General features: G+C 35.4%; 23 protein-coding genes. 12 read left to right on the forward strand and 11 right to left on the reverse strand.

What is annotated here, in order from left to right:
• Nucleotides 1-18: 18 nt before the first annotated feature.
• Nucleotides 19-1314 carry an ornithine--oxo-acid transaminase gene (rocD, locus tag DDD_RS01735; protein WP_015360996.1) on the reverse strand — a complete coding sequence of 432 codons (1296 nt, stop codon included), beginning with the start codon at nucleotides 1312-1314 and terminating at the stop codon, nucleotides 19-21.
• Nucleotides 1315-1451: 137 nt separating this feature from the next.
• On the opposite strand from rocD, the gene rlmD reads away from it, so the two are divergent.
• From rlmD to DDD_RS01755, 4 genes are read left to right on the forward strand one after another with little or no spacing between them, the layout of a single operon-like run.
• Complete coding sequence (rlmD, locus tag DDD_RS01740; protein WP_015360997.1) at nucleotides 1452-2870, forward strand: 23S rRNA (uracil(1939)-C(5))-methyltransferase RlmD; 1419 nt, start codon at nucleotides 1452-1454, stop codon at nucleotides 2868-2870.
• A 2-nt stretch (nucleotides 2871-2872) separates the two neighbouring features.
• Entirely contained in the window at nucleotides 2873-4360 is a 1488-nt protein-coding gene (locus tag DDD_RS01745) for a TlpA family protein disulfide reductase (RefSeq protein WP_015360998.1), read from the forward strand.
• Between the two features lie 3 nt (nucleotides 4361-4363).
• Nucleotides 4364-4876, forward strand: a complete 513-nt coding sequence (locus tag DDD_RS01750) for a DUF6452 family protein (protein ID WP_015360999.1) — start codon at nucleotides 4364-4366, stop codon at nucleotides 4874-4876.
• The gene (locus tag DDD_RS01755; RefSeq protein ID WP_015361000.1) at nucleotides 4857-5552 is read left to right on the forward strand and encodes a DUF6048 family protein; all 696 of its coding nucleotides are present in this window, start codon (nucleotides 4857-4859) and stop codon (nucleotides 5550-5552) included. Before DDD_RS01750 ends, DDD_RS01755 begins: the two co-directional genes overlap by 20 nt.
• Nucleotides 5553-5932: 380 nt before the next feature.
• On the opposite strand, the gene DDD_RS01760 is transcribed toward DDD_RS01755, so the two are convergent.
• The 5 genes from DDD_RS01760 to ruvX form a co-directional block, all read right to left on the reverse strand.
• Complete coding sequence (locus tag DDD_RS01760) at nucleotides 5933-6331, reverse strand: DUF5606 family protein (protein ID WP_041567285.1); 399 nt, start codon at nucleotides 6329-6331, stop codon at nucleotides 5933-5935.
• Nucleotides 6332-6566: 235 nt separating this feature from the next.
• A complete protein-coding gene (locus tag DDD_RS01765; protein ID WP_015361002.1) occupies nucleotides 6567-8120 on the reverse strand; it encodes a T9SS type A sorting domain-containing protein in 1554 nt (517 codons plus the stop codon).
• 190 nt (nucleotides 8121-8310) lie between these two features.
• A complete protein-coding gene (def, locus tag DDD_RS01770) occupies nucleotides 8311-8904 on the reverse strand; it encodes a peptide deformylase (protein WP_015361003.1) in 594 nt (197 codons plus the stop codon).
• 120 nt (nucleotides 8905-9024) lie between these two features.
• Nucleotides 9025-9387: a four helix bundle protein gene (locus DDD_RS01775; protein WP_015361004.1), complete on the reverse strand. Its 363-nt coding sequence runs from the start codon at nucleotides 9385-9387 to the stop codon at nucleotides 9025-9027.
• 109 nt (nucleotides 9388-9496) lie between these two features.
• A complete protein-coding gene (gene ruvX / locus DDD_RS01780; protein ID WP_015361005.1) occupies nucleotides 9497-9910 on the reverse strand; it encodes a Holliday junction resolvase RuvX in 414 nt (137 codons plus the stop codon).
• Nucleotides 9911-10009: 99 nt separating this feature from the next.
• Here ruvX and DDD_RS01785 point away from each other — a divergent pair, with 99 nt between their 5' ends.
• A complete protein-coding gene (locus DDD_RS01785) occupies nucleotides 10010-10825 on the forward strand; it encodes a 2,3,4,5-tetrahydropyridine-2,6-dicarboxylate N-succinyltransferase (protein WP_015361006.1) in 816 nt (271 codons plus the stop codon).
• Entirely contained in the window at nucleotides 10825-11889 is a 1065-nt protein-coding gene (locus DDD_RS01790; protein WP_041566845.1) for a glycosyltransferase family 9 protein, read from the forward strand. The genes DDD_RS01785 and DDD_RS01790 overlap by 1 nt, the downstream gene beginning before the upstream one ends.
• On the opposite strand, the gene DDD_RS01795 is transcribed toward DDD_RS01790, so the two are convergent.
• Nucleotides 11886-12722: a glycosyltransferase family 2 protein gene (locus tag DDD_RS01795; RefSeq protein WP_015361008.1), complete on the reverse strand. Its 837-nt coding sequence runs from the start codon at nucleotides 12720-12722 to the stop codon at nucleotides 11886-11888. The genes DDD_RS01790 and DDD_RS01795 overlap by 4 nt on opposite strands.
• A 287-nt stretch (nucleotides 12723-13009) precedes the next feature.
• Here DDD_RS01795 and DDD_RS01800 point away from each other — a divergent pair, with 287 nt between their 5' ends.
• Entirely contained in the window at nucleotides 13010-13774 is a 765-nt protein-coding gene (locus DDD_RS01800; RefSeq protein WP_015361009.1) for a glycosyltransferase family 2 protein, read from the forward strand.
• On the opposite strand, the gene DDD_RS01805 is transcribed toward DDD_RS01800, so the two are convergent.
• From DDD_RS01805 to DDD_RS01820, 4 genes are read right to left on the reverse strand one after another with little or no spacing between them, the layout of a single operon-like run.
• Nucleotides 13771-14607, reverse strand: coding sequence for a glycosyl transferase (locus DDD_RS01805; protein WP_041566846.1), 837 nt, complete (start codon nucleotides 14605-14607; stop codon nucleotides 13771-13773). The two genes, DDD_RS01800 and DDD_RS01805, sit on opposite strands and share 4 nt — an antisense overlap.
• Entirely contained in the window at nucleotides 14604-15362 is a 759-nt protein-coding gene (locus tag DDD_RS01810; protein WP_015361011.1) for a lipopolysaccharide kinase InaA family protein, read from the reverse strand. The genes DDD_RS01805 and DDD_RS01810 overlap by 4 nt, the downstream gene beginning before the upstream one ends.
• Nucleotides 15363-15418: 56 nt before the next feature.
• Nucleotides 15419-16348, reverse strand: coding sequence for a glycosyltransferase family 2 protein (locus DDD_RS01815; protein ID WP_015361012.1), 930 nt, complete (start codon nucleotides 16346-16348; stop codon nucleotides 15419-15421).
• A 2-nt stretch (nucleotides 16349-16350) separates the two neighbouring features.
• Complete coding sequence (locus DDD_RS01820) at nucleotides 16351-17415, reverse strand: glycosyltransferase family 4 protein (protein WP_015361013.1); 1065 nt, start codon at nucleotides 17413-17415, stop codon at nucleotides 16351-16353.
• Between the two features lie 87 nt (nucleotides 17416-17502).
• Between DDD_RS01820 and DDD_RS01825 the strand changes: the two genes are divergently transcribed.
• The 5 genes from DDD_RS01825 to DDD_RS01845 all read left to right on the forward strand — a co-directional run bounded on the left by DDD_RS01825 (nucleotide 17503) and on the right by DDD_RS01845 (nucleotide 23897).
• Nucleotides 17503-18150 carry an L-threonylcarbamoyladenylate synthase gene (locus DDD_RS01825; protein ID WP_111474623.1) on the forward strand — a complete coding sequence of 216 codons (648 nt, stop codon included), beginning with the start codon at nucleotides 17503-17505 and terminating at the stop codon, nucleotides 18148-18150.
• 2 nt (nucleotides 18151-18152) lie between these two features.
• Nucleotides 18153-19580, forward strand: coding sequence for a CCA tRNA nucleotidyltransferase (locus DDD_RS01830; RefSeq protein ID WP_015361015.1), 1428 nt, complete (start codon nucleotides 18153-18155; stop codon nucleotides 19578-19580).
• Between the two features lie 65 nt (nucleotides 19581-19645).
• Nucleotides 19646-20071, forward strand: coding sequence for a hypothetical protein (locus DDD_RS01835; protein WP_015361016.1), 426 nt, complete (start codon nucleotides 19646-19648; stop codon nucleotides 20069-20071).
• Nucleotides 20072-20266: 195 nt separating this feature from the next.
• A complete protein-coding gene (locus DDD_RS01840; RefSeq protein WP_041566847.1) occupies nucleotides 20267-23143 on the forward strand; it encodes a sensor histidine kinase in 2877 nt (958 codons plus the stop codon).
• Between the two features lies 1 nt (nucleotide 23144).
• Nucleotides 23145-23897 carry a LytR/AlgR family response regulator transcription factor gene (locus DDD_RS01845; RefSeq protein WP_015361018.1) on the forward strand — a complete coding sequence of 251 codons (753 nt, stop codon included), beginning with the start codon at nucleotides 23145-23147 and terminating at the stop codon, nucleotides 23895-23897.
• Nucleotides 23898-24046 lie beyond the last annotated feature (149 nt).

Below are 24046 nucleotides of genomic sequence, written 5' to 3' on the forward strand. Positions count from 1 at the left end.
ACAGCTCGTACTATTTATCTATTCAAACTCCTTTAAAGTTTTAATAATAATAGCTATACAATCATCTAATTGCTCTTTGTTCATAACTAACGGTGGAGCAAATCGTATGATATTACCATGAGTAGGTTTTGCAAGCAAACCGTTGTCGCGCAATCTCAAACATATATTCCAGGCAGTATCACTATCCTCAGTATCGTTAATCACAATAGCATTTAGTAAACCTCTACCTCTAACTAAAGTTACCGTGTCAGTAGTTTCAATATACTTTTGAATTTCAGATCTAAAGTAACTTCCTAATGCACGTGCGTTTTGAATTAAGCTTTCATCTTTAACAACCTCAAGAGCTGCCATTGCAACCGCTGCAGCTACCGGATTACCACCAAATGTAGAACCATGTTGTCCTGGTTTGATCACGTTCATTACTTCATTATCTGCTAGAACGGCGCTTACAGGATAAGCTCCTCCAGAAAGTGCTTTTCCTAAAATCAACATATCAGGTCTTGCATAAGTTTCTGGCTGGCGCTCACAATGAGCTTCACAAGAACAATTACCACAAACGGCAAGTAAACCACCAGTTCTGGCAATTCCAGTTTGAATCTCATCGGCAATGAATAATGCTTTGTGCTTTGTACATAAATCTCTAGAAATTCTCATGTAATCGTCGTTTGGAGTAAAAACTCCTGCTTCACCTTGAATAGGCTCAATTAGGAAACCAGCAACATTTTCCTCTTGCAATGCTTTTTCAAGAGCTTCTGTATCACTGTATGGTATTTTGATAAAACCTGGAGTGTACGGTCCAAAGTTTTTACGAGCACCTTCATCATTTGAAAACGAGATGATGGTAGTCGTACGACCGTGAAAGTTATTTTCAGCTACAATGATCTTTGCCTTATGCTCCTCTACTCCTTTTTTCTCATATGCCCATTTACGTGCAATTTTAATAGCAGTTTCTACAGCTTCTGCACCAGTATTCATAGGCAGTACTTTGTCAAAAGAAAAATACTCTGTCATGTATTTCTCGTATTGTCCTAATTTATCATTGTGAAATGCTCTAGAAGTAAGCGTTAATGTCTGTGCCTGATCATTCATCGCGTTTACGATTGCAGGATGACAGTGCCCTTGATTAACAGCACTATAAGCACTTAAAAAATCAAAATATCTTTTACCATCTACGTCCCAAACATAAACACCTTCACCTTTTTCCAGTACAACTGGTAATGGATGATAGTTATTTGCTCCATGCTTATCTTCTAAATCGATATAATGTTGTGCTTTGCTTTTAGTCTCTATGCTCATTTCTCTACTTTTATTCATTTGCCGCAATTTAATCATTTCGCTTGCAGGATTAAAATTAAAACCTTTAAGAATTTGCGAAAATCTTAATCACCACCTCATACAATAACCCAAGTAAAGTTCTATAAAAACGCGGATTTTAGTTAATTTTGGCACCTATGTCAAAACGAAGAAGAAGAGCTCAAAAATCCTTTGAAAACGTCCCAGTAGTAGACGCTGGAGCAAGAGGTAAAAGTGTTGCAAAAACTGAAGAAGGTGAAGTCATATTCCTCACTGATGCCGTTCCTGGCGATGTTGTAAATATTCAAACTTTTAAAAAGAAACGTTCCTTTTATGAAGGTCGCGTTACTAAATTTATAGAATTAAGTGAGCGACGTGCGGCGCCGGTTTGCAAACATTTCAATACTTGTGGTGGTTGTAAATGGCAGCATATGACTTATGAAAGCCAGCTGTATTTTAAACAGAAAGAAGTGGTCGAGAATTTGACACGTATAGGACATTTGGAACTTCCAGAAATTACTTCTATTGCAGGTTCATCACAACAATACCATTATCGCAACAAGATGGAATTTAGCTTCAGTGCAAACAGATGGTTGACTCTTGAAGAGATTCAAAGTGATGTAGAAATTGAAGATAAAAAAGCCTTGGGCTTTCACATTCCAGGCATGTGGGATAAAATTTTGCACCTAGATGAATGCCATCTTCATCCTCAAATAGGAGAAGATATTAGGTTGAGTGTACACGCTTTCGCGAAAGCGGAAAACATATCTTACTTCAATCCAAGAGAGAAATCTGGAACTTTAAGAACCTTAATGTTACGCATGTCTTCCACCGGTGAAAACATGGTCGTGATTCAATTCTTTCAAGACAACGAAGCGCAAAGAGTTGCCTTATTAGATCATTTAAAAGAATCTTTTCCACAAATAACATCGTTGCAATACATTATAAATGAAAAAGCAAATGACACCATTTATGATCAAGATGTGATTTGTTACCATGGTCGCGATCACATTTTTGAAGAAATGGAAGGTTTGCAATTTAAGATCAATGCCAAGTCTTTCTATCAAACCAATAGCCAGCAGGCTTATGAGCTGTACAAAATCACAAGAGATTTTGCTGGGTTAAGCGGTGAAGAACTGGTTTATGATTTATACACAGGTACTGGAACAATTGCTCAATTTGTAGCAAAAAAAGCCAAGCATGTAGTCGGTATAGAAGCCATTCCTGTAGCTATTGAAGACGCCAAAACAAATGCACAACATAATGGTATTGATAACACTACCTTTTTTGCAGGAGATATGAAAGAGGTATTTACTCAAGAATTTATCGACGAGCACGGCCAGCCTGATGTGGTTATTACAGATCCGCCGCGAGATGGAATGCATAAAGATGTGGTAGCACAACTGCTTCAATTGAGTGCAAAAAAAATCGTTTATGTAAGTTGTAACAGCGCAACACAAGCACGTGATCTTGCGTTATTGAACGAGAAATATGAAATTACTAAAGTGCAACCGGTAGATATGTTTCCACAAACTCATCATGTAGAAAACGTAGTATTACTGGAATTAAGAAAGTAAATATGAAAAACACAATTATTCTTTTAGTACTGGTTTTTGTTCTAGGCAGTTGCTCTGAAAATGAAATCCTAACTGCTAAGGAAACCTATATCAAAGGGAATGTACAGGTAACTGATTCTTTGGAACTAGATAAAATTACTTTATACGGTTATGATATTTTTGAAAAGCAAAGTATTCAAAAAGACATTCCTATTAATGAAAACGGAGACTTTGAAACCGTCATAGATTTAAAATACGCCTGTGAATTCACCTTGTATGGCATCAATAGTTTTTCAATTCTCGCCGTTCCTGGCGATACCATCACCGTAAATTTTATAGAAAGTAAAAAAGCGGCTGACTTTGAAGACAATTTACAGTTTACTGGAAGAACAGCGACCACACAAGAAAACCTACAAGACTATCTCAACAATAATCCTATTGATACCGATGAATTTTTCGTGAATGAAAGTGATAAAGATCATAAAGATCTTGAAGAATACTTGGGTAATCAAAAAGATGCGCTTAAAAAGCATTACAAAAAGTTTCAAGACGACACTACCATCAACAAATTCTTAAGAGATTACATCAATGCAGACGAGAAATATGCGCTTCACAATATTAAAATGGAGTATGCATCCTTTGCTAGATATTATGGTAAGAAAGTACCAGAAATGAATAGCGATTATTATAGTAGTATTGATAAATTACCAAGACTAGAAAAAGAAGATTTAGTAAATTCTAGTACCGTCAATGATTTACTATATCATCATCATACTTTTGCGTCTCAAGAAATAGAAAAGAAATCTCCTGAAGCTACTACCACTGAAATTGATCAAATAATCATTGAGAAAGCTATTGAGAAAGACACCTATTTGAACAGGCATACCATTGCCATGTTAGTTATGGGCGACCTTAAGAATCACTCGCTCCAACTGTATGAAAGCAATTCAGAAAAACTAAACCAATACTTTGAAAATACCACTTTGGGAATTTCTCTGCAAGAACGATATGAAGAAGAGAGAAAGCTTTTAGATAATCCAGATCTTCCTAAAGAAACTGAGCTACTCACTTTTAAAAATGATGATCCATCAAAATATCTTGAAGAGATTATTTCTAATGCAAATGGTAAAGTGATTTATATAGATAATTGGGCGACATGGTGCGGTCCTTGCAAAGCAGAGTTTAAAGAGGCCTCGCCAGCTTTACATGAGAAATTTAAAGAAGATGTCGAGTTTGTATATTTATGTCATGCAAGTGATAAAAAGGCATATCTACCTTCTATTTCTCAATTTCAAATTAAAGGAAAGCACTATTTTCTAGATGAAAAAGAAGGTGCTGTTGTACAAGATCAGATTAATTTAGAAGGTTTTCCTACTTATACGATTATCGACCAGCAAGGAAACCAAGTGCTATCTGACTATATTCACAGACCTAGCTATAAAAAAACTACTGAAATTCTTAACGACTTGATTCAAAACGACGAGATGACCTCAAACAATGAGAACAACTAGATAATGAAAGGATATTTAAAAATAGTTCTTCTCTTAGTTCTTGCACTGTTATCCGGCAGCTGTGAAAAAGATGATTTGTGTACACCAGATCAAGCGGTAACTCCTCGATTAGTTATAGAATTTAAAGATGCGCTTAATCCGCTAGAAGATAAAGCTGTAGATCGTATTCAAGTTCAAGAAATAGGAAGTACTGACTTTGCACCTATAGATAGCGATGACACACTCGTACTTACTAATGCAACCACCATTTCCATACCTTTAAGGACTAACAGTAGCACCACTAGTTACAATTTTATCCTCACTGAGGATAATGAGGTAAACTCAGATAATATTAACTTCAATTACACATTAAGTGAAGAGTATGTCAGTAGATCTTGCGGTTTTAGAATCGTTTACAATAACCTCATTGCGGTTCAAACTCCAGAAGCCGCTGTAACCAGATGGATCGATAGAGTATTGATTCTAGAAGATGATATAACTAATAATACAGACGTTCATGTACAAATACTTCATTAGCATTCTGTTTGTATTGTTTTCTGTTTTTAGTTTCGCTCAAGGCAAAAACGAGATCTCTACAGACAGTATTACCTATAAAAAATCATACGGTCTGAGAGCTGGAATAGATATCGCCAGTCTAATAAGAACAGGTATCGATCCAGAATATACTGGTTTTCAAATTTTGGCCGATTACCGTCTTACCGATAGATTATATATCGCAGGAGAATTAGGAAATGAATCCTTAGACAGAACTAGTGAAAGTGTAGATTATGAAAGTACAGGTCAGTTTTTAAAAGCTGGTGTAGATTATAATTTCTACCAAAATTGGTTAGAAATGGATAACATGATTTATGGTGGCGCGAGATTAGGGTTTGCAAATTTTTCTCAAACCTTGACTCGTTACGATTATAATGTAGATAACAACTACTTCCCTATTTTCACCAATGCTGTAGACAGAGAATTTTCAGGTCTTAACATGGTATGGATAGAAATCCAACTCGGTATAAAAGTAGAAGTATTGAACAACCTCTACGTCATGGCAAATTTCCAATTAAAACGCCGTCTAACCGAAAATGCACCGAGCAATTTTGCAAATCTCTACGCACCAGGCTTTGGTAGAACCTTTGATACCGGTAATATAGGAGTAGGTTATGCTTATGGAATTATGTATCGCATTCCGTTTTTTAAGAAGTAGCTTTTTTTTACCTATTGCATTTTGAAAACTTGACAAAGGGTGTAAGCGCGAGAAATAAAATTAAATAATTACCGTGAGTTCGATGTAAAAAAGTCTGCAATTATATATTAATCAATAAGATAATAAATAAGGAGTTGAGAGGTCAGTTTGAGCGCAGTCGAAAACGAGAAAATATGGTAAGTATGTAAACAGTCTCGACTGCGCTCGACTTGACAATTTTGTTAATGTTTGAGGGTCAGTAATTTATTTATGACCTTAGGTCGAACTCACGTTAACTAGCTTCCACAATTCCGCTTTCGCGAAAGCGATATAACGACCATTACAAAAGAAAAATGCCTCTCTAATGTAAGAAAGGCATTTTAAACAATATATTAAGTGAGTTATTCTTCCTCGTCTATTGCACTTAGGAGTCCATTAGATTCTAACAGATTGTACCACTGAATTACTTTTTTAATATCGCTAGCATAAACTCGCTCTTCATCATAATCTGGTAGTACCTCATTGAAATAAGCTTCTAACTCCTTCTTACCTACTTTATGATTGATTGTAGGACCGTTAGATTCTTTATCTGCTATTTTTTTAAATACCTCTTTTAAAGGCATTTCTTTTGAATAGGTATAGATAGAGATGTCATTTAAAACACTCACGTTGTGATTTATACCTACGATAGATGTTTTCTTATCAAGTAAGGATTCTACCACAAAACCACTTTTGGCTTTATTTTTTAATTGGTACAATCCTGGTTTTCCGGTAATGGATAAAATTTTATCTAAACTCATTTTCTTTTTTTTAGCGGTGGCAAATATATGTAATGAACTCATTTAAACTTTTTCTTTCACTAATAAATTTGACTTTTCGACTTTAATTTTAATCACTGCTAAAAATTATGTTCAAAAATGTATTCAAGTAAAATAACTCCGTACGATTAAAAACCCAAATTCATGAATGAAATAGTAAAATTCATGAGAAAGGTGTATTAGTCATAGTGCATTTGTAAAATGATTAAATTCAAAATCAGATTTTCTCAAATTTGTAGCTCTGATTTTTAACACCTACTATGTAAACCCCAGCATTGAGGCTTGATACGTCAATTGTTGTATCGGCACCATCTATCTGTGAGGTTAACACTAATCTGCCTGTGAGATCGTAGATCTTAAATTGCTCATTAACTTCAATAGGAGCAATCATAGAGATATTGAGAAAATCGCTTGTAGGGTTAGGATAAATCTTAATATTATTTAAAGGTTTAACGTTCTCTATACTTAAGGTTTGAGGAGTATAACGTGTAATGGCAATATCGTCACCTACATAGCCTATCAAAAGTATCTTATCATCTGACTGAATTTGTAAATCTCTAGCAACAGCATTGTCCGAAAAACTGGTTCTTATCAATCCGTTATTGCCGAAATTTGAATCAAATACATCACCTGTATTATCTAATTTTGCTACAAAAAACTCAAAAGATGGATTTACAGCATTATCATTTATTGCACCTCCGATAATCAAATTACCATTGCTATCTCTTCCCATTCCGAAAATATATTCATCAATGCTTTGAGAGATTTCCACGATTGTTTCAGAAAAGTTTGTTCCTCCACTAGAAGTTGAGCGGTGTAAATATCCTCTCCGATCAGTCGCACCAGTCATTGTAATATATCTAGAATATCCTGCAAACTCAAAACTGTCATCTGAATTCATATCCATTGCATAAGTATAATCGTATGCTGTAGTTATCAGGTCAAAATCATAACCGTTGTTTGAAAAAGTGGTATCAAATGTCCCATTTACATTAAGACGACATTCATAATGGCTTGAAGCACTTCCTGTCTGACCAGTATACTCGATCCATCCTACAGCGGTTATTCTTCCGTTTGCTTTAATTGCTAAATCCTCTATAGAGAGCTCTCGCAGTGTTCCACTAACTGGAGAAGGTAGGTTTTCTAACTTACCATCTGTATTAAAATTAGTATCGAGGTTACCACTAGGAAGATATCTAGCAAAAACAGCATTAGATCTAGTGGTAGAGCGATAAGATGTTCCTGCGGCAATGATATTCCCGGTAACTAAATGAACTTTTACTGTATTGTACTGGTCAGACTCTCCAAAGTCAGTAATGGCAAAACCTGAAGTACCAAAAGTGGTGTCTAATGTGCCATCAGAGTTTAAACGGATTACTGCTCCATCTCTATCTGTCCCATCATCGCTAAAGCCAGCAAGAATTACTTTACCGTCTAATTGAAGATCAATACTTAATGCTCTATCATCACTTCCTACCTGTAAATCAAATTGCGCCACACCGTTAGAACCAAAAGTACTGTCTAATGAACCATCTGTATTATATCTTAAACAGATAAAATCATAACCAAAAACTGCATCAAATGTATAACCAGCTACAAGTAATTTTCCATCCGACTGTACTACTCCTCCACGTGCAATATCTTCACCTGGATTAATTGAAGTAATCACTCTACCAGAGTTTCCGTAAGAAGTATCTAGTCCTAATGAGTTTTGACCATGAAGTAAAAAAGTGGAAACTGTAAATAAAGCAAATAAGAATATATCCCTCATTATATAAATTTTAAAAATTAATTAAAACGCTAATCTACAAGTATTTTTTTGTTAAAAAAATAACTAATTATAAATAAGTTTGGCAGCTTATAAATAGCTGACTTAAATGATTATTAACTAATTAGACGTTATAGTTGTCCGTACTAATCATTAATCTATTCTTATCTTGATTAGGGAAAAATAATTTTTTTTACCTTCTTCTGCCTTTTACCTCTGGAAATCTCATACGGTAACTTACATCTGTTTTTCCCTTAGAGATATTTGACAACCTTCCTTTAAGTAATCGTTTTTTAAGGCTCGATATCTTATCCGTAAATAAAGTTCCTTCTATATGATCATACTCATGCTGTATCACTCTTGCGATGATGCCATTATAAGTTTCAGTATGTTCTTTAAAGTCTTCGTCTAGATAACGTATTACAATTTCCTCTTTACGGAAAATGTCTTCTGTCACATTAGGTATACTCAAACATCCTTCGTTAAAAGCCCATTCCTCGCCACTTTCTTCTAGAATTTCGGCATTGATAAAAGCTTTTTTAAATTCACTTAACGTCTTTGCCTCTTCTTCGGTAAAATCTGGATCGTCACCAAAAGGTGATGTATCCACAAGAAACAATCTAATTGATAGACCTACCTGAGGCGCTGCAAGGCCAAGACCATTTGCGTTATACATGGTTTCCCACATATTCTCAAGAGTTTCTTTAAACTGTGGATAATCTGGTGTTATATCCTTAGCCTTCTTTTTTAAAACTGGATCGCCGTAAGCGACTATTGGTAAAATCATATTTTTAAATGATTAATATTTAATGTCTAACTATTTAATGTCTAGTGATAATTGTTTAATGATTAATGGCTAATCTTAAATGCTTATACCTACTTTTTATTGATTGGAAAAAAAGTAAACTCATTCACTATTTTTCATGTTTTTTTGTACAGTCTTGCGACTTGTAATAAAAATCGCTGTTAGCTCTTTGGATTCTTTTATCAATGCTTCAGACATATTCAAATTGATTAAACTTTCATCCACAGCAAATTGCATCCAAAACTCACACTCATCAACTTCTTCTATACTAATACTTAATTTTGCAACAAATGACTTTGTTGAAATCGCAACACATGCCGCTCTATAATTAGCTGCCGTAGATGTAGAACACCTAATCAACTGACCTTTGATATGGTTTCCAAGTGTATGATTGGGTAAAGACAAAGCTAACTTTACACAACGATGTGCAAATACTTTAGTTCTAGCTTTTAATTCTTTACTCATTTTACCTTTTTACTATCATCAACAACTATCACTTATATTGATTTATGTCTGATATTTATTCTTAATCCTTATTTTCAAGATTTAATAAAAATTAATCTTTAGACATTAATCATTTATTGCGCTCCATATAACTTTGTAATATAATAGTTGCGGCAATTTCATCAACTAGCGCTTTATTCTGTCGTTGTTTCTTTTTCATACCACTACTTAACATACTTGCATGTGCCATTTTTGAGGTAAAACGCTCATCTTCTCTTTCTATTTTCACATCAGGAAACAACTCTTTTAATTGCAACATATATTTATTGAGCCACGGCCCTAGCTCACTATCAGTATAATCCATTTGTTTAGGCTCTCCTAAAATAATGGTTTCCACCTCTTCTTTCTTGAGGTAATCGGTTAAAAAAGAGGTAAGATCTCTTGTAGCAACTGTAGTCAGTCCAGAGGCAATAATTTGCATAGGATCTGTAACAGCTATGCCTGTTCTTTTTTTACCATAATCTATTGCAAGAAGTCGCGCCATATTTTGCAAAAATAAATAAATGGTTAAGGATAAGCTAATCTAGCAGCTTCAAAGTGTCGATTACACTTGCAAGCTATTATATTTGTAAAAAACTACCTTATGGACCAGTTACAAAATGTAATAGAAAACGCATGGGATGATCGTTCCCAGCTTGAAAATAGAGTTACTAAAACCGCAATAAGAGAAGTAGTAGATATGTTAGATCGTGGGACCCTACGAGTAGCAGAGCCTACTGAAGATGGCTGGAAAGTAAATGAATGGGTAAAGAAAGCAGTCGTACTGTATTTCCCTATTCAGAAAATGGAAACCATAGAATGTGCTCCTTTTGAATACCATGATAAAATCCCTCTTAAAACTGGTTACCAAAGCAAAGGAATACGAGTTGTTCCTAATGCAGTTGCTAGGCATGGAGCTTATATCTCGAGCGGCGTGATCATGATGCCTTCTTATATCAACATAGGTGCTTATGTTGAAGAAGGCACGATGGTGGACACCTGGGCAACAGTAGGTAGCTGTGCTCAAATAGGTAAAAATGTTCACTTAAGTGGTGGCGTAGGAATAGGAGGCGTTTTAGAACCATTACAAGCCGCTCCAGTGATAATAGAAGACAACGCCTTTATAGGATCGCGTTGTATCGTGGTAGAAGGCGTGCGTGTAGAAAAAGAAGCCGTTTTAGGAGCAAATGTAGTTCTCACAGCCAGCACTAAAATTATAGATGTAACTGGTGATGAACCAGTAGAATATAAAGGTCGCGTGCCAGCTCGATCAGTAGTTATTCCTGGCAGCTATGCAAAAGAATTTCCAGCAGGAACGTACAATGTACCTTGTGCCATTATCATAGGAGAGCGTAAAGAAAGTACCAACAAGAAAACCTCACTCAACGACGCCTTACGTGAGTATAACGTGGCCGTATAGTGCGTATTTTACTCATTCAATATCAAATGCTAGGTGATGTGCTTACGAGCACAATCATCGCAGATCAGCTTAAGACCACCTATCCTGATGCACATCTCGATTACCTCATCGTTTCTCATGCAGAGGCGTTGGTGGCACATCACCCAGCTATAGATGGACTTATAAAAGTGTCCAAATTAGATTTTGAGAAAATGAGTTTTATAATCTCGCTTTCGCGAAAGCTGAAACAAAATAAGTACGACCTTCTCATAGATGCTTATGGGAAAAATAATAGTGCTCTACTCTCTTTTTTATCGGGAGCAAAACAAAGAATAGGTTATAAAAAGTGGTTCTCTACCTTTGCTTATACAACTGCTGTAAAGAACGAACCAGATAAGTCTATTTATAAAACTGGAGTCGCATTAGGCAGTAGAATGCTACTCACTCAACCACTTACTGAACAGGTAAACTGGCACCTTAAACCAAAAATATACCTTACTAAAACCGAAAAAGAGGAAGGTAAAAACTGGATTGAAAATTCTGGAATAGATTTAAACAAACCGCTTACTATGGTAAGTGTTTTGGGAAGTAGTGAGATAAAAACCTTGCCCTATAATACCATGGCAAAAATTCTAGATGAGTTTGTGGCTCAAACAAAGTCGCAGTTACTTTTTAATTATATACCTAATCAAAAAGAAGCAGCGCTCGCTATTTATAACGCCTGTTTACCTTCTACACAAAAATATATTTTTATTGATGCTTTTGCGCCTAGTATTAGAGATTTTCTCAAAGTACTATATCACTGCGACAGCATCATAGGTAATGAAGGCGGCGCCATAAATATGGGCAAAGCGCTGGACATTTCTACCTTCACTATTTTTAGCCCATGGATTAATAAGTCATCTTGGAACGTAGGAGAAGATGGTAAGAAGCACATATCTGTGCATCTTAAAGATTTTAAACCAAATCTTTATAAAGAAAAACCATTAAAAAAATTGAAGCCTAAAGCACTAGAACTATATCAAAAGTTTGAAGCAGAGATGGTTTTTACAGAGTTAGAAAAATTTACTATAGAGAATTATTAATTGTTCTTCTCTTCCTTAACTATCCCATAAGGGGTAAAGTCTTTCTTTTCACCTCTGGTTGCTTTTCTTATCGCTTTATTCTTATCGATAGATTCTTGATTTTTATAACCGCGAGCGTGATCTAGGTGCAAACATATCGCACTATAACGTATTTGTTTAGATTTTAATCCATAATTAAATAATCGCTCTCCTAATTCTCGATCTTGACCACCATATTGCATGCGCTCGTCAAAACCATTTACTGCAATCAAGTCTTTGAGCCAACCGCTAGAATTATGACCGTTCCAGCTGGCATTTGTAGGGGTAAGATTTTCCATAATTTTTGCCGTCACAAAACCAGATGTAAGTTTTTGATTCTTATATGAAGTAGGTAATCCGTTTTCTCTTAACCATTCTACATCAAAACATCGTTGAGTAGCAATATCTTCTTTTGAAATTTGTTCAGAAAGTTCCATAGGTAATTTGTAATAACCTCCAGAAAGAAAGTGTCCATGCTCTCTACGCTCGTAATGAATTTGTAAAAAATCCTCTCTAGCAATACAATCACCATCGGACATTACTACATACTCAGAATTACAAGCCATCAATGCTTTATTGAGAATAGTACTTTTTTGAAAACCATTATCTTCATGCCAAACGTGTATGATCTTCTTTGTACTTTGCTTTTTATAATCCTCTATAAAATCTTTAGTTTCTTGATCTGAGCCGTCATCTGCAATAACGATCTCAAACTGTCTGAAAACCTGATATTCATAACTCCACAGCGTTTTTTCTAGCCATGAAATAGAATTATAAGTACTTATTACGACCGAAATAGATGGATCTTTTATCATAGAAAATTAAGCAATAACAATAATCACAAATTTAATGATATAAACCGACATTGCTTTTTACTACTCCACCTAATATCGATAAGATTCAATAATTTGATTTTCAAATATTTATATAACAGCTATGAAATATAAAGCATAAACTCTCGGAAATCTTAGATTAAGAAATTGAAATGAATCAATAAAAAAACAAAGTTATCTTTAAATTAATTCATTAGATTTTAGGTTATTAGTAGAACAAAGTTATTTTTGCTGCTGGCTAAATTTAAAACTACAACTTAGTACCTAATATGTCAAAATATCCTATCACTGCTATAATTCCTGCTTATAATGAGTCTCACAATATTGTGGAAGTTCTCAAAAGTGTAGAATTTTGCGACGAGGTTATTCTTGTGGATAGTAATAGTACCGATAATACTGTTGAACTAGGACGACCTTATTTTGATAAATTACTTACCAGAGAATATGTACATAGCGCTTCTCAAAAAAACTGGGCGATTCCTCAAGCAACAAACGAGTGGATTCTACTTGTAGATGCAGATGAAAGAGTAACACCTGCCTTGAAAGAAGAAATAATAGAGCTTTATCCACATTTAGATACAAATGGCCATGTAGGTTACTGGATGGGAAGACGTAATTTTTTTATGGGTAAACAAGTACGCTATAGTGGCTGGAAGAATGATAAGGTCATACGGCTATTTCGTAAATCTAAGTGCCAGTACATAGATAAACACGTACATTCTGAAATTGAGGCTGATGGAACTTTAGGCTGGCTCAACCATAAACTACTTCATTATAAGTACGTAAACATGGATCATCACGTTAATAAGTTACAGCGTTATGCCAGTTTACAAGCTCGCGACTTTGATAAAAAAGTAGGTAAAATCACTTTATTCCACGTAGTTATCAAACCATTTTGGGGCTTTTTCAAGCACTATGTAATTCAGCTAGGTTTTCTAGATGGTTTTGTAGGTTTTTCAATCGCTTACTTAAGAAGCTACGGTATCTTTATGAGGTATGTAAAACTATGGCTCTTACGTAGAGGTATTGATTAAGAAAGTAAATGCTCTATCTTATCCTTAGTTAGGTCATAATGATCACATATTTGCTGCCATTGCACACGATTAAAATCTTGACCTTTATTTACCTTTTTTAGCGCAACAAACTGCGTCCCCATAATAGGAATAGGTATATCTGGCTGTGATGTATTTTGAAGAGATTTTGTATTATTTAGAATTGCCATCGCCTTGAACCACAGATCGTCTGCTTTAGGTGCAAGCTTCATGAATAGATCTACATCTTGAACATCGCTGTGCAAACTATGCGCTGGATACAAAACACAAAAAGCTCCTACTGGCATATTATGAGCTCCTTGTTGAGGATTTGCAACAAACGGCCACTTGCTATAGGAGTTTATCTTTCCGTTTTCGTATGTCATTTTACGACACCTGTTCCCTATTATTTCATTTGGGAACTTTAAGTGTTCTTCATAGATGATCTTTAAAGTATCTGACTGATAGATGACGTCATCGTCACAGGTTATGACAGTCTTATCTGGGAAAGCATCTAAACTATGAATTAATTTTCTATGTGAAAATCCGTAAGGAGAAAATCTAATTTCGAAGAGATCTCCTTGTAATTTGGATAACCTCTTAGGTATCTGATCTTTTAGATCGTCTTTGAGCCACAATACAATTTTCTCTGGTACATATTCCTGTTGCATCATGCTGCGTATAGTTATATGTAGGGTTCTTAATCGTGTAGGAATAGAAGTTAAAGAGACGATAACAGGAATCTTCTTTGTATACGCATTCCCTAATTTGGAATGAGGTACGAGCAGCATTTTAACGCTAGTACTTAATGATTTAGGAATTTCTGCTAATTTCATTTTCTTAAAATTCCTTTTAATTTTTTCTTTAAACGCTTCTTTTTATGAAAAGCTTCCTGAAAATCTTGAGTATGTTTCCACATGGTCTCAATCGTGTAGTTTTCATCCTGACCAGAAATTCGAGCATACTCTTTACCCATAATTTCATACATCCATTTTTTGGGCGATAAGCGCTCAAAATTCTTTAACCGGTCCTCGTAAGGAATATCGTAAAATTTCATTCTATTGAGGTCTACTAAAGAGAAATGATAAGTTTCACCTTCTTTTTTGATTAACGTATTACCAGGAGAGTGATCAAGAAAATATACTCCAGCCTCATGCATCTTAAACATGAACTGTGAAAACTGAACTAAAATGTTTTCTTTGTCTTCAAGGTTTTTATCATTGGTAACTTCTCTATATGTAAAATCGTGCTTTGCATACTCACTGACATAGTAACTCTTATATAAACCTACACCGCTAAATTGCTCTAAATATGCCACTGGCGACGGCGTACCAATGTTGTTTTTTTCTAAATATTTAGCGTTATAATAAGACCGAGCAGCTTTGGATTTCCTAAAAAATCGGTAAGCTATTTTGTTTATAAAATTTGGAGTTCTAAACGATTTTACTACTAGTTTTTTTCCTTCGTAGTCGATGACTTTGATCGTGTTGCGATCATCACCTAGCTGCCTAGAAGATTGATCAAATAATAGAAGTATTTCTTGAAACCGCTTTCGCGAAAGCGAATCACTAACAAAATTTTCTCTACTCATCTATCTCCTCTTATTTTAAAACAAAAATACATTAAATGCTTTCATCAAGTCTCATCTTATTTAGGCAATACTACTTGCTGTTGTTTTAACGAAAGGCTTAACGGTGCACCTTTGAGTAGTACAAGCCATAACTTCCAGTTTTTAGATTTTACTAGACTGGAAAAGAAATATTTCAATACATAGAAGACAAGCAACAATCGATGCGCAAGTAAACCATGATGTTTATGAATAAGATATAATAATGATATTTTCTGTTCAATTTTAATTAATATGCTTTTTGCAGTACTTCCACCTTTATAATGTATATAAGACTGCTGCGGATATAAATACGAACTTTGACCAAGCGTTTTTAAAAATCTCATAGACAGATCACTTTCCTCGTAGTACAAAAATAAATTGGTATCAAAACCTCCTACTTTTTCAAAACTAGAAGCTCTAGTAAACATAAAACTACCTTGGACATAATTTGCCTTAATAGGCTCGTTATAAAATTTCTTGCGATCAGGATATTTGCTAGGATTTATTTTTTCTAGAAAGCCACGTTTTAGCAGTTGTCTTGCAGGAGTCGCAAAATGATCGATCGTACCTCTAAAATTTTTATTTTCATCTAGCATTTGAGGACTGCAAATCCCAATACTATCATTGCTCTCCATGAAATTGAACAAGTCTAATAAGGTGTTATCCTGAACAAATAAAATATCATTATTTATAAAAGCATAGTATTTACAAGGCTGCGCTTTTTGAACTCCTAACATATTACCACCACCGAAACCAGTATTGATTCTACTTCTATGAATGTTCACAAAATCGGGCGCTTGATCTACAAAGTCTTTTAAATTGATGTAGTCTTCATATTTAGAAGCATTATCTAATACTACAATTTCATAATTCACGTCATCTTGAGTAAAATCCATGACAGACTGAATAGCTTCTTTAGTCAGTTGAGAAGTGTTGTAGTTAATTATTATACAGCTTACATCAATCATTTCTAATCTTTTAAAATGGCTTTCCAGTTTTTTGCAACCTGATTAATTTCATAATTTGCAGCTTTTTTGATGGCATTATCCATCATCTCTTGTGATGGCTTTTGATCTAAAAAACGAGAAAGGTTTTTTATAAAATTCTCTTCTTGAAACAAAAACCCATCATTTTGATCGCTTATTATTTCGTTGGGCCCTATATGAGCGGTTGCAATAGGAATACATCCAGCAGCCATGGCTTCTATAATTACCATTCCAAAAAGCTCTTGCCATTTTGCTGTCCTCTTAGAATTTAATACTAAATAATCAGAGGTATTAAAAAGGCTGTTCAACACCGATCTATCGTGAGTAGTAGGTAAATAATTTATATGATCATATTTATTCACAAAACTTTTCACTTCATTCTCTAACTTGCCATTACCTATAATTGTGAAAGTCACTTCATTCTTCCTTTTAAAAAACTCTAGTAATTCCATAACTCCTTTTTGCTCCACTAACCTACCTACGTAACAAAAACTTATAGCATCTGAAGGATTAGAGTTTCTAGCTTTGAAAAAGTTAGTATTATAAAAAGCATGTCCTACCACAGCCGGTTCTTGTTTTAAGTTATAATTAGACTCTAGATTTTCTTTGGCTGTCTTAGTTACCGTAAATACTAGTTTTACTCGTTCTTCTAAGAATGTTTTCCATTCCTTTTTAACTTTATGGTTGACACCTTTTTTCTTAGGAAAGTAAGAGCCGTCCCAAATAGGCCACGAAGTGTGATAATATATTTGATGACCGCTCAATACGTTAAGTAGTCTAAGCAAGGTTTTATCATAAGGAGCAATACCTAAGACAACTTTAGCATTAGTTGCAAATAGTAATTGCAACAAAGTAAATAGATTTTTCCACTGCTTTATAAATAGACGAGAGTCTAATTTTACAATCGATTTAAACATTCTGCTAAGAACAGAAAACTCTCTATAAGTAATCTTATAACCTACTTTACCTGCTAGTAATTCCAAAGCTTTATAGTGGGAATTTGCGCCAGACTTATGAAGGACTATAATGTTGTTTTTAAGCTTTGCCATGGAAGATGCAAAGCTATTATATTCTTATCACTTTATTATATTAGGATTATGTGTCAGTTATCGTAATAAAAAGTAATTTTGCAAACCATGGGAAGAAGTGAAAGAAGTAGAAATAGAAGAGATCAAGTAAGAGGCCGCAAACCTAGTAAAGACAAGCAAGTAACCGTAGAATTACCACGTGAGGCTATCAATCTAGCGGTAACCGCTTTGAAAAAAGGAGACACGATCCTTTATCCTACTGATACTGTATATGGTCTAGGATGCGATGCTTCAAATTATGAAGCTGTTCAAAAAATATATGACATTAAAGGTGCCGATAAATCAAAGTCTTTGATCGTTCTTGTCGATAGCTTCCAGATGCTAGAATATATTGTAGAAGATGTTCCAGAAATGGCTTGGGAAGTTCTTAAAGTGAATAAAAAACCACTCACCATCATCTATGATAGACCTAAAAACGTCGCAGAAAACGTCATTGCTAAAGACAATTCTATTGCCGTAAGAGTCACTAATGATCCACTTTGTAGATCAATCATTAAAAAACTACGCAAGCCTATAGTCTCTACCAGCGCAAACTTTCACGGAAAGGAAACACCAATTCATTTTGCTGACATAAGCGAGGAATTAAAATCAAAAGTTGACCATATCATGGATCTTCCCTTAGTTCACAAAAACATCAAACCTTCTTCCATAATGAAGATTTCCAGTAATGGAATTATAAAAATTATACGAGAGTAAACATGGATCAAAAAACACATTATCCTGAAGCGATTCAAGAAAACGTTTTTAGAACCTTGAGTCAGGCTGCAGAAGAGTTAGAATTGCCAGCTTATGTAATAGGCGGCTATGTGAGAGACTTTTTTTTAAAAAGAGGTCAGAAAAAAGACATTGATGTTGTTGCGGTAGGAAGCGGTATATCGCTTGCGCGAAAAGTAGAAGAGCTACTACCTCATAGTACAAAAGTATCTGTATTCAAGAACTTTGGAACTGCAATGGTAAAAACAGACGATCTAGAACTAGAGTTTGTAGGTGCAAGAAAAGAAAGCTACGATCGCGGAAGTAGGAAACCTGTTGTAGAAGATGGTACTCTAGAAGACGATCAAAACAGAAGAGATTTTACGATTAACGCAATGGCCTTTTCTCTTAACAAAAATAGTTTTGGAGCGCTACTTGACCCATTCAATGGTATGGAAGACCTGCGTAACAAAATCATACGCACACCTCTTGATCCTGATGTCACTTTTAGCGATGATCCGTTGAGAATGCTAAGAGCCATAAGGTTTGCAGCACAGCTCAATTTTAGAATAGAATCAGAATCATTTCAAAGTATAAAACGTAATGCGCACCGTTTAAAAATTATTTCTAATGAACGTATTGTAACTGAACTTCATAAAATCATGCTTTGCGACGAGCCGTCATTTGGTTTTTTATTACTTGAAAAAACCGGTTTATTGAAATTAATCCTACCAGAGCTTATTGCATTAAAAGGAATAGAAGAAGTAGAAGGTCAAAAGCACAAAGATAATTTTTACCACACGCTTGAAGTAGTGGATAACATATCGCGCAATACAGAGGATTTATGGCTGCGATGGGCAGCACTTCTCCATGACATAGGAAAAGCACCTACAAAACGTTTCAGTAAAAAAGTAGGTTGGACATTTCATGGCCATGAGTTCAAAGGAGCAAAAATGGTTTACCATTTGTTCAAAAGACTCAAAATGCCTTTGAATGATAAGATGAAGTTCGTTCAATTGATGGTGCGCATGTCTTCAAGACCTATTGCAGTAATAGATGAAAGCGCAACAGATAGTGCAGTAAGAAGACTTGTACATGATGCTGGAGAACATATAGAGGACTTGATGACGCTATGCGAGGCAGACATTACTACTAAAAACCCACGTAGGTTCAAGCAATATCATAATAATTTTCAGAAAGTTAGAGATAAAATAGTCGAGGTAGAAGAACGTGATCATGTGCGCAATTTTCAGCCGCCAGTTACTGGAGAAGAGATTATGGAAGCTTTTGATTTGAAGCCATGTCGTGAAATAGGACAAATAAAAACAGCTATTAAAGATTCTATTCTAGACGGTGTAATTCCTAATGAACATGACGCCGCTTATAAATTCATGATTGAAAAGGGAAAAAGTCTAGGACTTACACTCAAATAATTTTTAGGCTTTTAACATTTCTAAGATGTTAAAATCCATATCTTTAGATAGATAAATTTAAGGTTATGAATTCTAAAAAAATATACGCACTAGTTTTTATTGCTTTTGTAGGCATAAGAGGCATAAGTCAAAATAATGCAACCACTCTACCTTTTATAGAGGAGTCGACATGTAAAATCAATTTTGAGCCTACAACAACAGTCGCAGACTTAGAGTTGTTTGCTAAATGTTTCGTGTATCAATCTCCAGAAGTAGCAGCACAATCTACCATAAAAAATGACCAGATCAACTTCAGAAAGTTGCCTCTATTAATAACAAATGGAGAATTTCCTACAGTTCAAAACTCCTTTAGACAGCCGTTAATTTTATTTGGTGAATACGAGCCAGAGTTTGTTAATACCAGAACAAATAATCTTGCATTTTTTGAAGCAAATCGCAATTCAGTTTTGAGTGCAGGATATAGCGTTTTCTTACCAGAACCTATCTTTTAAGTTAAATAGCTGGATTAAAATTCCGCTTTCGCGAAAGCGGAACCACTTCAAATTAAGTTGATAATACCAACCTAAAAATCACCATTCAGCAACGCAAACTGAGGTTGAGCAAGATTATACTGCTTAAAGCATATAAATTGTATTTTTATTTTTTAAATCAAAAAATTGATACAGCATCTCTTTTTATATCTTTTTTTGCTATCCAGTTTCAATGCTATAGCTCAAGAACCAGTTCGCATAAAAGTAACTGAGCAAAATGGGTTGCCTAGCAATGAGGTGTATTCTATAGAAGAAGATTCTAAAGGCTTTGTATGGATAGCTAGTAACAAAGGATTAGTGCGTTATGATGGAACAACTTCTAAAACCTATGACCATCCAGAGAAAGTAGGTCTTTCTGTCTTTGAACTATTTGTGGATGAAAAAGACCGTGTGTGGTGCATGAACCTTACCGGACAGATCTTTTATGCGCAAGGTGATGATTTAACGCTTTTTACAGATGTGAGCGAAGAATTTAAAGGTTCACTAGGCTCTATGGTTGTCGTAGGCGACACGATGATTGTTTCTATGTACCGTGTGCGATTGTCCATAGATATAAAGACAAAAGAAAAGACGGTTTACCCCATAAAAGAATTCTCTGTAGGAAGCGGTCTTAATTCAGTATACAAAAACCGTCCAACCTTTACAGAAAACGGTAAGGTCTTCCAAGTAATAGATGGAACACTTTCTACAATGGATGATTTACCAGACTTAATCAAAGCAGAAAATAGACGGCTGCCCGTGCGCTTGATTAATAAAAATGATAATGAGTTTTATCTCATACAGCAAAAATTAGGCGAGAACACGGTGATGTATCTTAGAAAAGATGATTACTGGATAAAGCTGGAAACGCCAGAACTATGTTCTGTAAGTAGAATTGACTCCGCACACGTTATAAATGATGCACTCTACCTGACTACTAAGAACGGACTTCTTGTGCTTAAAGAGGAAAAAAATCGCATGGTGCTACACCAGCATTTTCTCAAGGAATTTTATACCACAGATCTTTTTCAAGATGCAGACCTCAACATATGGGTGAGCACCTTGCGCAATGGCCTTATTATTATTCCTAATATCCATGTACGAAAGATCATGCTGCCAGAACCCTTACCTAAAAGGCTTGAAAAAACAGTGAACAACGAGCTCATGGTAGGTTATGAGAGTGGAAACATAAATATAATAAAAGCTGATGAACTCGTATTCAAGCAGATTGAGTTTCCTACAGCGAGTGCAATTTCGACACTTAAGCACGATGAAAAATCAAACACTACGTTGATTTTTCAAAAACTTAAGAACTATTTATACGATCATGATAGTGCTTCTTATGTAGTGATAGGTAAACCATTGGCTAGTGTTAAAGAAGTAGATTTTACTAATAAAGGTTTCATAATCGCTGCACTCTCCGGTACGACTATAGTTACAAAGATACATGAGCAAAAATTTCTTGCTAAGTCTGAGCTTTATTATGACCACAAGAAACGCGGTTATACCGTACTACATGATAAAAATTCAGGCCTCAATTATATCGCAGATGTTGATGGTTTGCGCACACTCAATAGCGGTTTACAAGAAAAACCTATCACTTATAAAGATCGTCCAGTGCTCACACGCAATCTATCTCAGGATAAGTATGGCAACATATGGGCTGGTAGTTTTAAAAATGGATTATTTAAGATTAAAGGAAATGAAGTCATAGAGCACATAGACGCCAGTAATGGTTTAGCTTCTCTTATAGTGAACTCGATCACTATAGATGATGAATATTTATGGATTTGTACTGACGTAGCATTGCAACGCTATCACATCCCTACGGGCGACATAAAAACACTCAAAGCACGCGATGGAATACCATCATTTTCTATCATAGACATGTGCGTGATAGGTGAAGATTTATTCATGAATACGCCGCAAGCGGTCTATCGCATTGATAAACATAAAGTATTTAAACCGCTTTTTATTCCCGATTACTATTTTACCACGGTACGCGTGGACGGTAAAGATCAACCCAGCGCCACATCTTATACTATTCCTGACCAGCGCACGCCTGCGAGTATAGGATTTAATGCAAACGGTTTACGTGGACTTGCCAGCGGTAAGTTTGAGTACCGTATAAAAAATAAAACAGACTGGATACCACAACCACAGGGAAATAACACCATTCAATTTGCGACGCTGCCCGTAGGTGAACTTATTTTTGAATTGCGTCAGGCAGGTAGCGACACCGTAAAAAGTTTGAAACTCGTTGTGGAACAACCTTTTTATACAACCTGGTGGTTCTGGACACTGCTGGCTATCAACACTATACTTGCTATTATCTTTTATTATAGAAGGAAATTACGCTTTCGCGAAAGCGAGAAAAACAAACAGTTACGTACCCTAGCACTAGATAATGAACTCATCACCTTGCGACTAGAAAACCTGCGCTCGCAAATGAACCCACATTTTATTTTTAACGCACTGAATTCTATCCAAGAATATATAGTAAGCAATGAGCGCAATCTCGCCAGTTCCTATCTAGTAAAGTTTTCACGCCTTATACGCATGTACCTGGATCAATCAAGGGAAAACCAGATTACTCTTAAAGAAGAATTACATGCGATGGAGCTCTATCTAGAACTGGAAAAGGTACGTTTTGAAGAGAAACTGATCTATCAGTTACAAATAGATCCAGCGCTAGAGCAAGAGCAGGTTTTCCTGCCGCCATTATTTGTACAGCCTTATGTAGAGAATGCGCTCAAACATGGCTTGCTACATAAAAAGGATAATCGTGAACTCAAGGTTGCTTTTGAATGGGATCCAGCTGATCAATCACTTCAAATATGCGTCGTGGATAACGGTATAGGTCGTGATGCCTCGCAAGTAATTAAGAAATCTCAAGAGCATTATCACAAGAGCTTTGCCACCTATGCAAATCAGGAACGAGTGAATTTACTGAACAGTAAACGTAACCGTAAAATCACGGTAGAAATAATCGATTTAAAAACAAGTACAGATCAAGCCTGTGGTACTCAGGTCTGTATTTCCATACCTCAATAACATGAAAGCAATACTTATAGACGATGAGCCCAAAGCACGCAAATTACTGCAATCCATCATTACAGAACACTGTCCAGATATTACGGCTTTGCACCAGGCAGAAGATCTTGGAAAAGGCACAGCACTCATAAAGCAAGAACAACCTGACCTAGTATTTCTAGACATAGAGATGCCGCAGTACTCTGGCTTACAGATCTTAGAATTCTTTGACACAGAAGAAGTAAATTTTCAGATCATTTTCATAACGGCCTATAATCAGTATGCTGTAGATGCCTTTAAACTAAGCGCCGTAGATTATTTACTCAAGCCAGTAGATGTAGAAGAATTAAAAGCAGCGGTAAAAAAGGCGATTGAGCTCAAAGCTGCTAACAATCTGACCGTGAACCTCGCAGAGCTCAAACGCAGCTTCCAGAAGCTATCACATAATAAAATTGCACTAGATGTTCCTCGTGGTATCATATTCATCAATCATCAAGATGTTATGTACCTAGAGGCAGATGGTATGTACACGACGTTTTATCTAAAAAATGGTGATAAGGAACTGATTTGTAAACCGCTGCGGCATTTTGTAGAACAAATGCATGCCAGTGGTTTATTTTATAAGCCACATCGCTCCTACTATATCAACTTGAATGCTATCAAGGAATTTAATAAAAAGGAAGGTGGACACCTTATTATGGAAAATGATAAGCTGGTTCCTATATCAAGAGATAAGCGTACAGAGTTTTTTGAGATGGTGAAGGAGATTTTTTAGATCTAGAAACCTGATTGCATGCAAATTTAAGCCATTGTAATAAGAGTGGCTTTTTCGTTGGCCGCATTTCAGCAAGCGGTAGTGCATTTCAGAAAGTAAAAAAGCAAACAGCCTGATAGAGAGGCACATTTGCACTTGTAAACCAATAA

It is taken from the genome of Nonlabens dokdonensis DSW-6 (genome assembly GCF_000332115.1).
In the GTDB taxonomy this organism is placed as follows: domain Bacteria; phylum Bacteroidota; class Bacteroidia; order Flavobacteriales; family Flavobacteriaceae; genus Nonlabens; species Nonlabens dokdonensis.

Coding starts and splice junctions, on each gene's coding strand:
- rocD (WP_015360996.1), bottom strand. CDS start 1,314: ATGAATAAAAGTAGAGAAATGAGCATAGAGACTAAAAGCAAAGCACAA.
- rlmD (WP_015360997.1), top strand. CDS start 1,452: ATGTCAAAACGAAGAAGAAGAGCTCAAAAATCCTTTGAAAACGTCCCA.
- DDD_RS01745 (WP_015360998.1), top strand. CDS start 2,873: ATGAAAAACACAATTATTCTTTTAGTACTGGTTTTTGTTCTAGGCAGT.
- DDD_RS01750 (WP_015360999.1), top strand. CDS start 4,364: ATGAAAGGATATTTAAAAATAGTTCTTCTCTTAGTTCTTGCACTGTTA.
- DDD_RS01755 (WP_015361000.1), top strand. CDS start 4,857: ATGTACAAATACTTCATTAGCATTCTGTTTGTATTGTTTTCTGTTTTT.
- DDD_RS01760 (WP_041567285.1), bottom strand. CDS start 6,331: ATGAGTTTAGATAAAATTTTATCCATTACCGGAAAACCAGGATTGTAC.
- DDD_RS01765 (WP_015361002.1), bottom strand. CDS start 8,120: ATGAGGGATATATTCTTATTTGCTTTATTTACAGTTTCCACTTTTTTA.
- def (WP_015361003.1), bottom strand. CDS start 8,904: ATGATTTTACCAATAGTCGCTTACGGCGATCCAGTTTTAAAAAAGAAG.
- DDD_RS01775 (WP_015361004.1), bottom strand. CDS start 9,387: ATGAGTAAAGAATTAAAAGCTAGAACTAAAGTATTTGCACATCGTTGT.
- ruvX (WP_015361005.1), bottom strand. CDS start 9,910: ATGGCGCGACTTCTTGCAATAGATTATGGTAAAAAAAGAACAGGCATA.
- DDD_RS01785 (WP_015361006.1), top strand. CDS start 10,010: ATGGACCAGTTACAAAATGTAATAGAAAACGCATGGGATGATCGTTCC.
- DDD_RS01795 (WP_015361008.1), bottom strand. CDS start 12,722: ATGATAAAAGATCCATCTATTTCGGTCGTAATAAGTACTTATAATTCT.
- DDD_RS01800 (WP_015361009.1), top strand. CDS start 13,010: ATGTCAAAATATCCTATCACTGCTATAATTCCTGCTTATAATGAGTCT.
- DDD_RS01805 (WP_041566846.1), bottom strand. CDS start 14,607: ATGAAATTAGCAGAAATTCCTAAATCATTAAGTACTAGCGTTAAAATG.
- DDD_RS01810 (WP_015361011.1), bottom strand. CDS start 15,362: ATGAGTAGAGAAAATTTTGTTAGTGATTCGCTTTCGCGAAAGCGGTTT.
- DDD_RS01815 (WP_015361012.1), bottom strand. CDS start 16,348: ATGATTGATGTAAGCTGTATAATAATTAACTACAACACTTCTCAACTG.
- DDD_RS01820 (WP_015361013.1), bottom strand. CDS start 17,415: ATGGCAAAGCTTAAAAACAACATTATAGTCCTTCATAAGTCTGGCGCA.
- DDD_RS01825 (WP_111474623.1), top strand. CDS start 17,503: ATGGGAAGAAGTGAAAGAAGTAGAAATAGAAGAGATCAAGTAAGAGGC.
- DDD_RS01830 (WP_015361015.1), top strand. CDS start 18,153: ATGGATCAAAAAACACATTATCCTGAAGCGATTCAAGAAAACGTTTTT.
- DDD_RS01835 (WP_015361016.1), top strand. CDS start 19,646: ATGAATTCTAAAAAAATATACGCACTAGTTTTTATTGCTTTTGTAGGC.
- DDD_RS01845 (WP_015361018.1), top strand. CDS start 23,145: ATGAAAGCAATACTTATAGACGATGAGCCCAAAGCACGCAAATTACTG.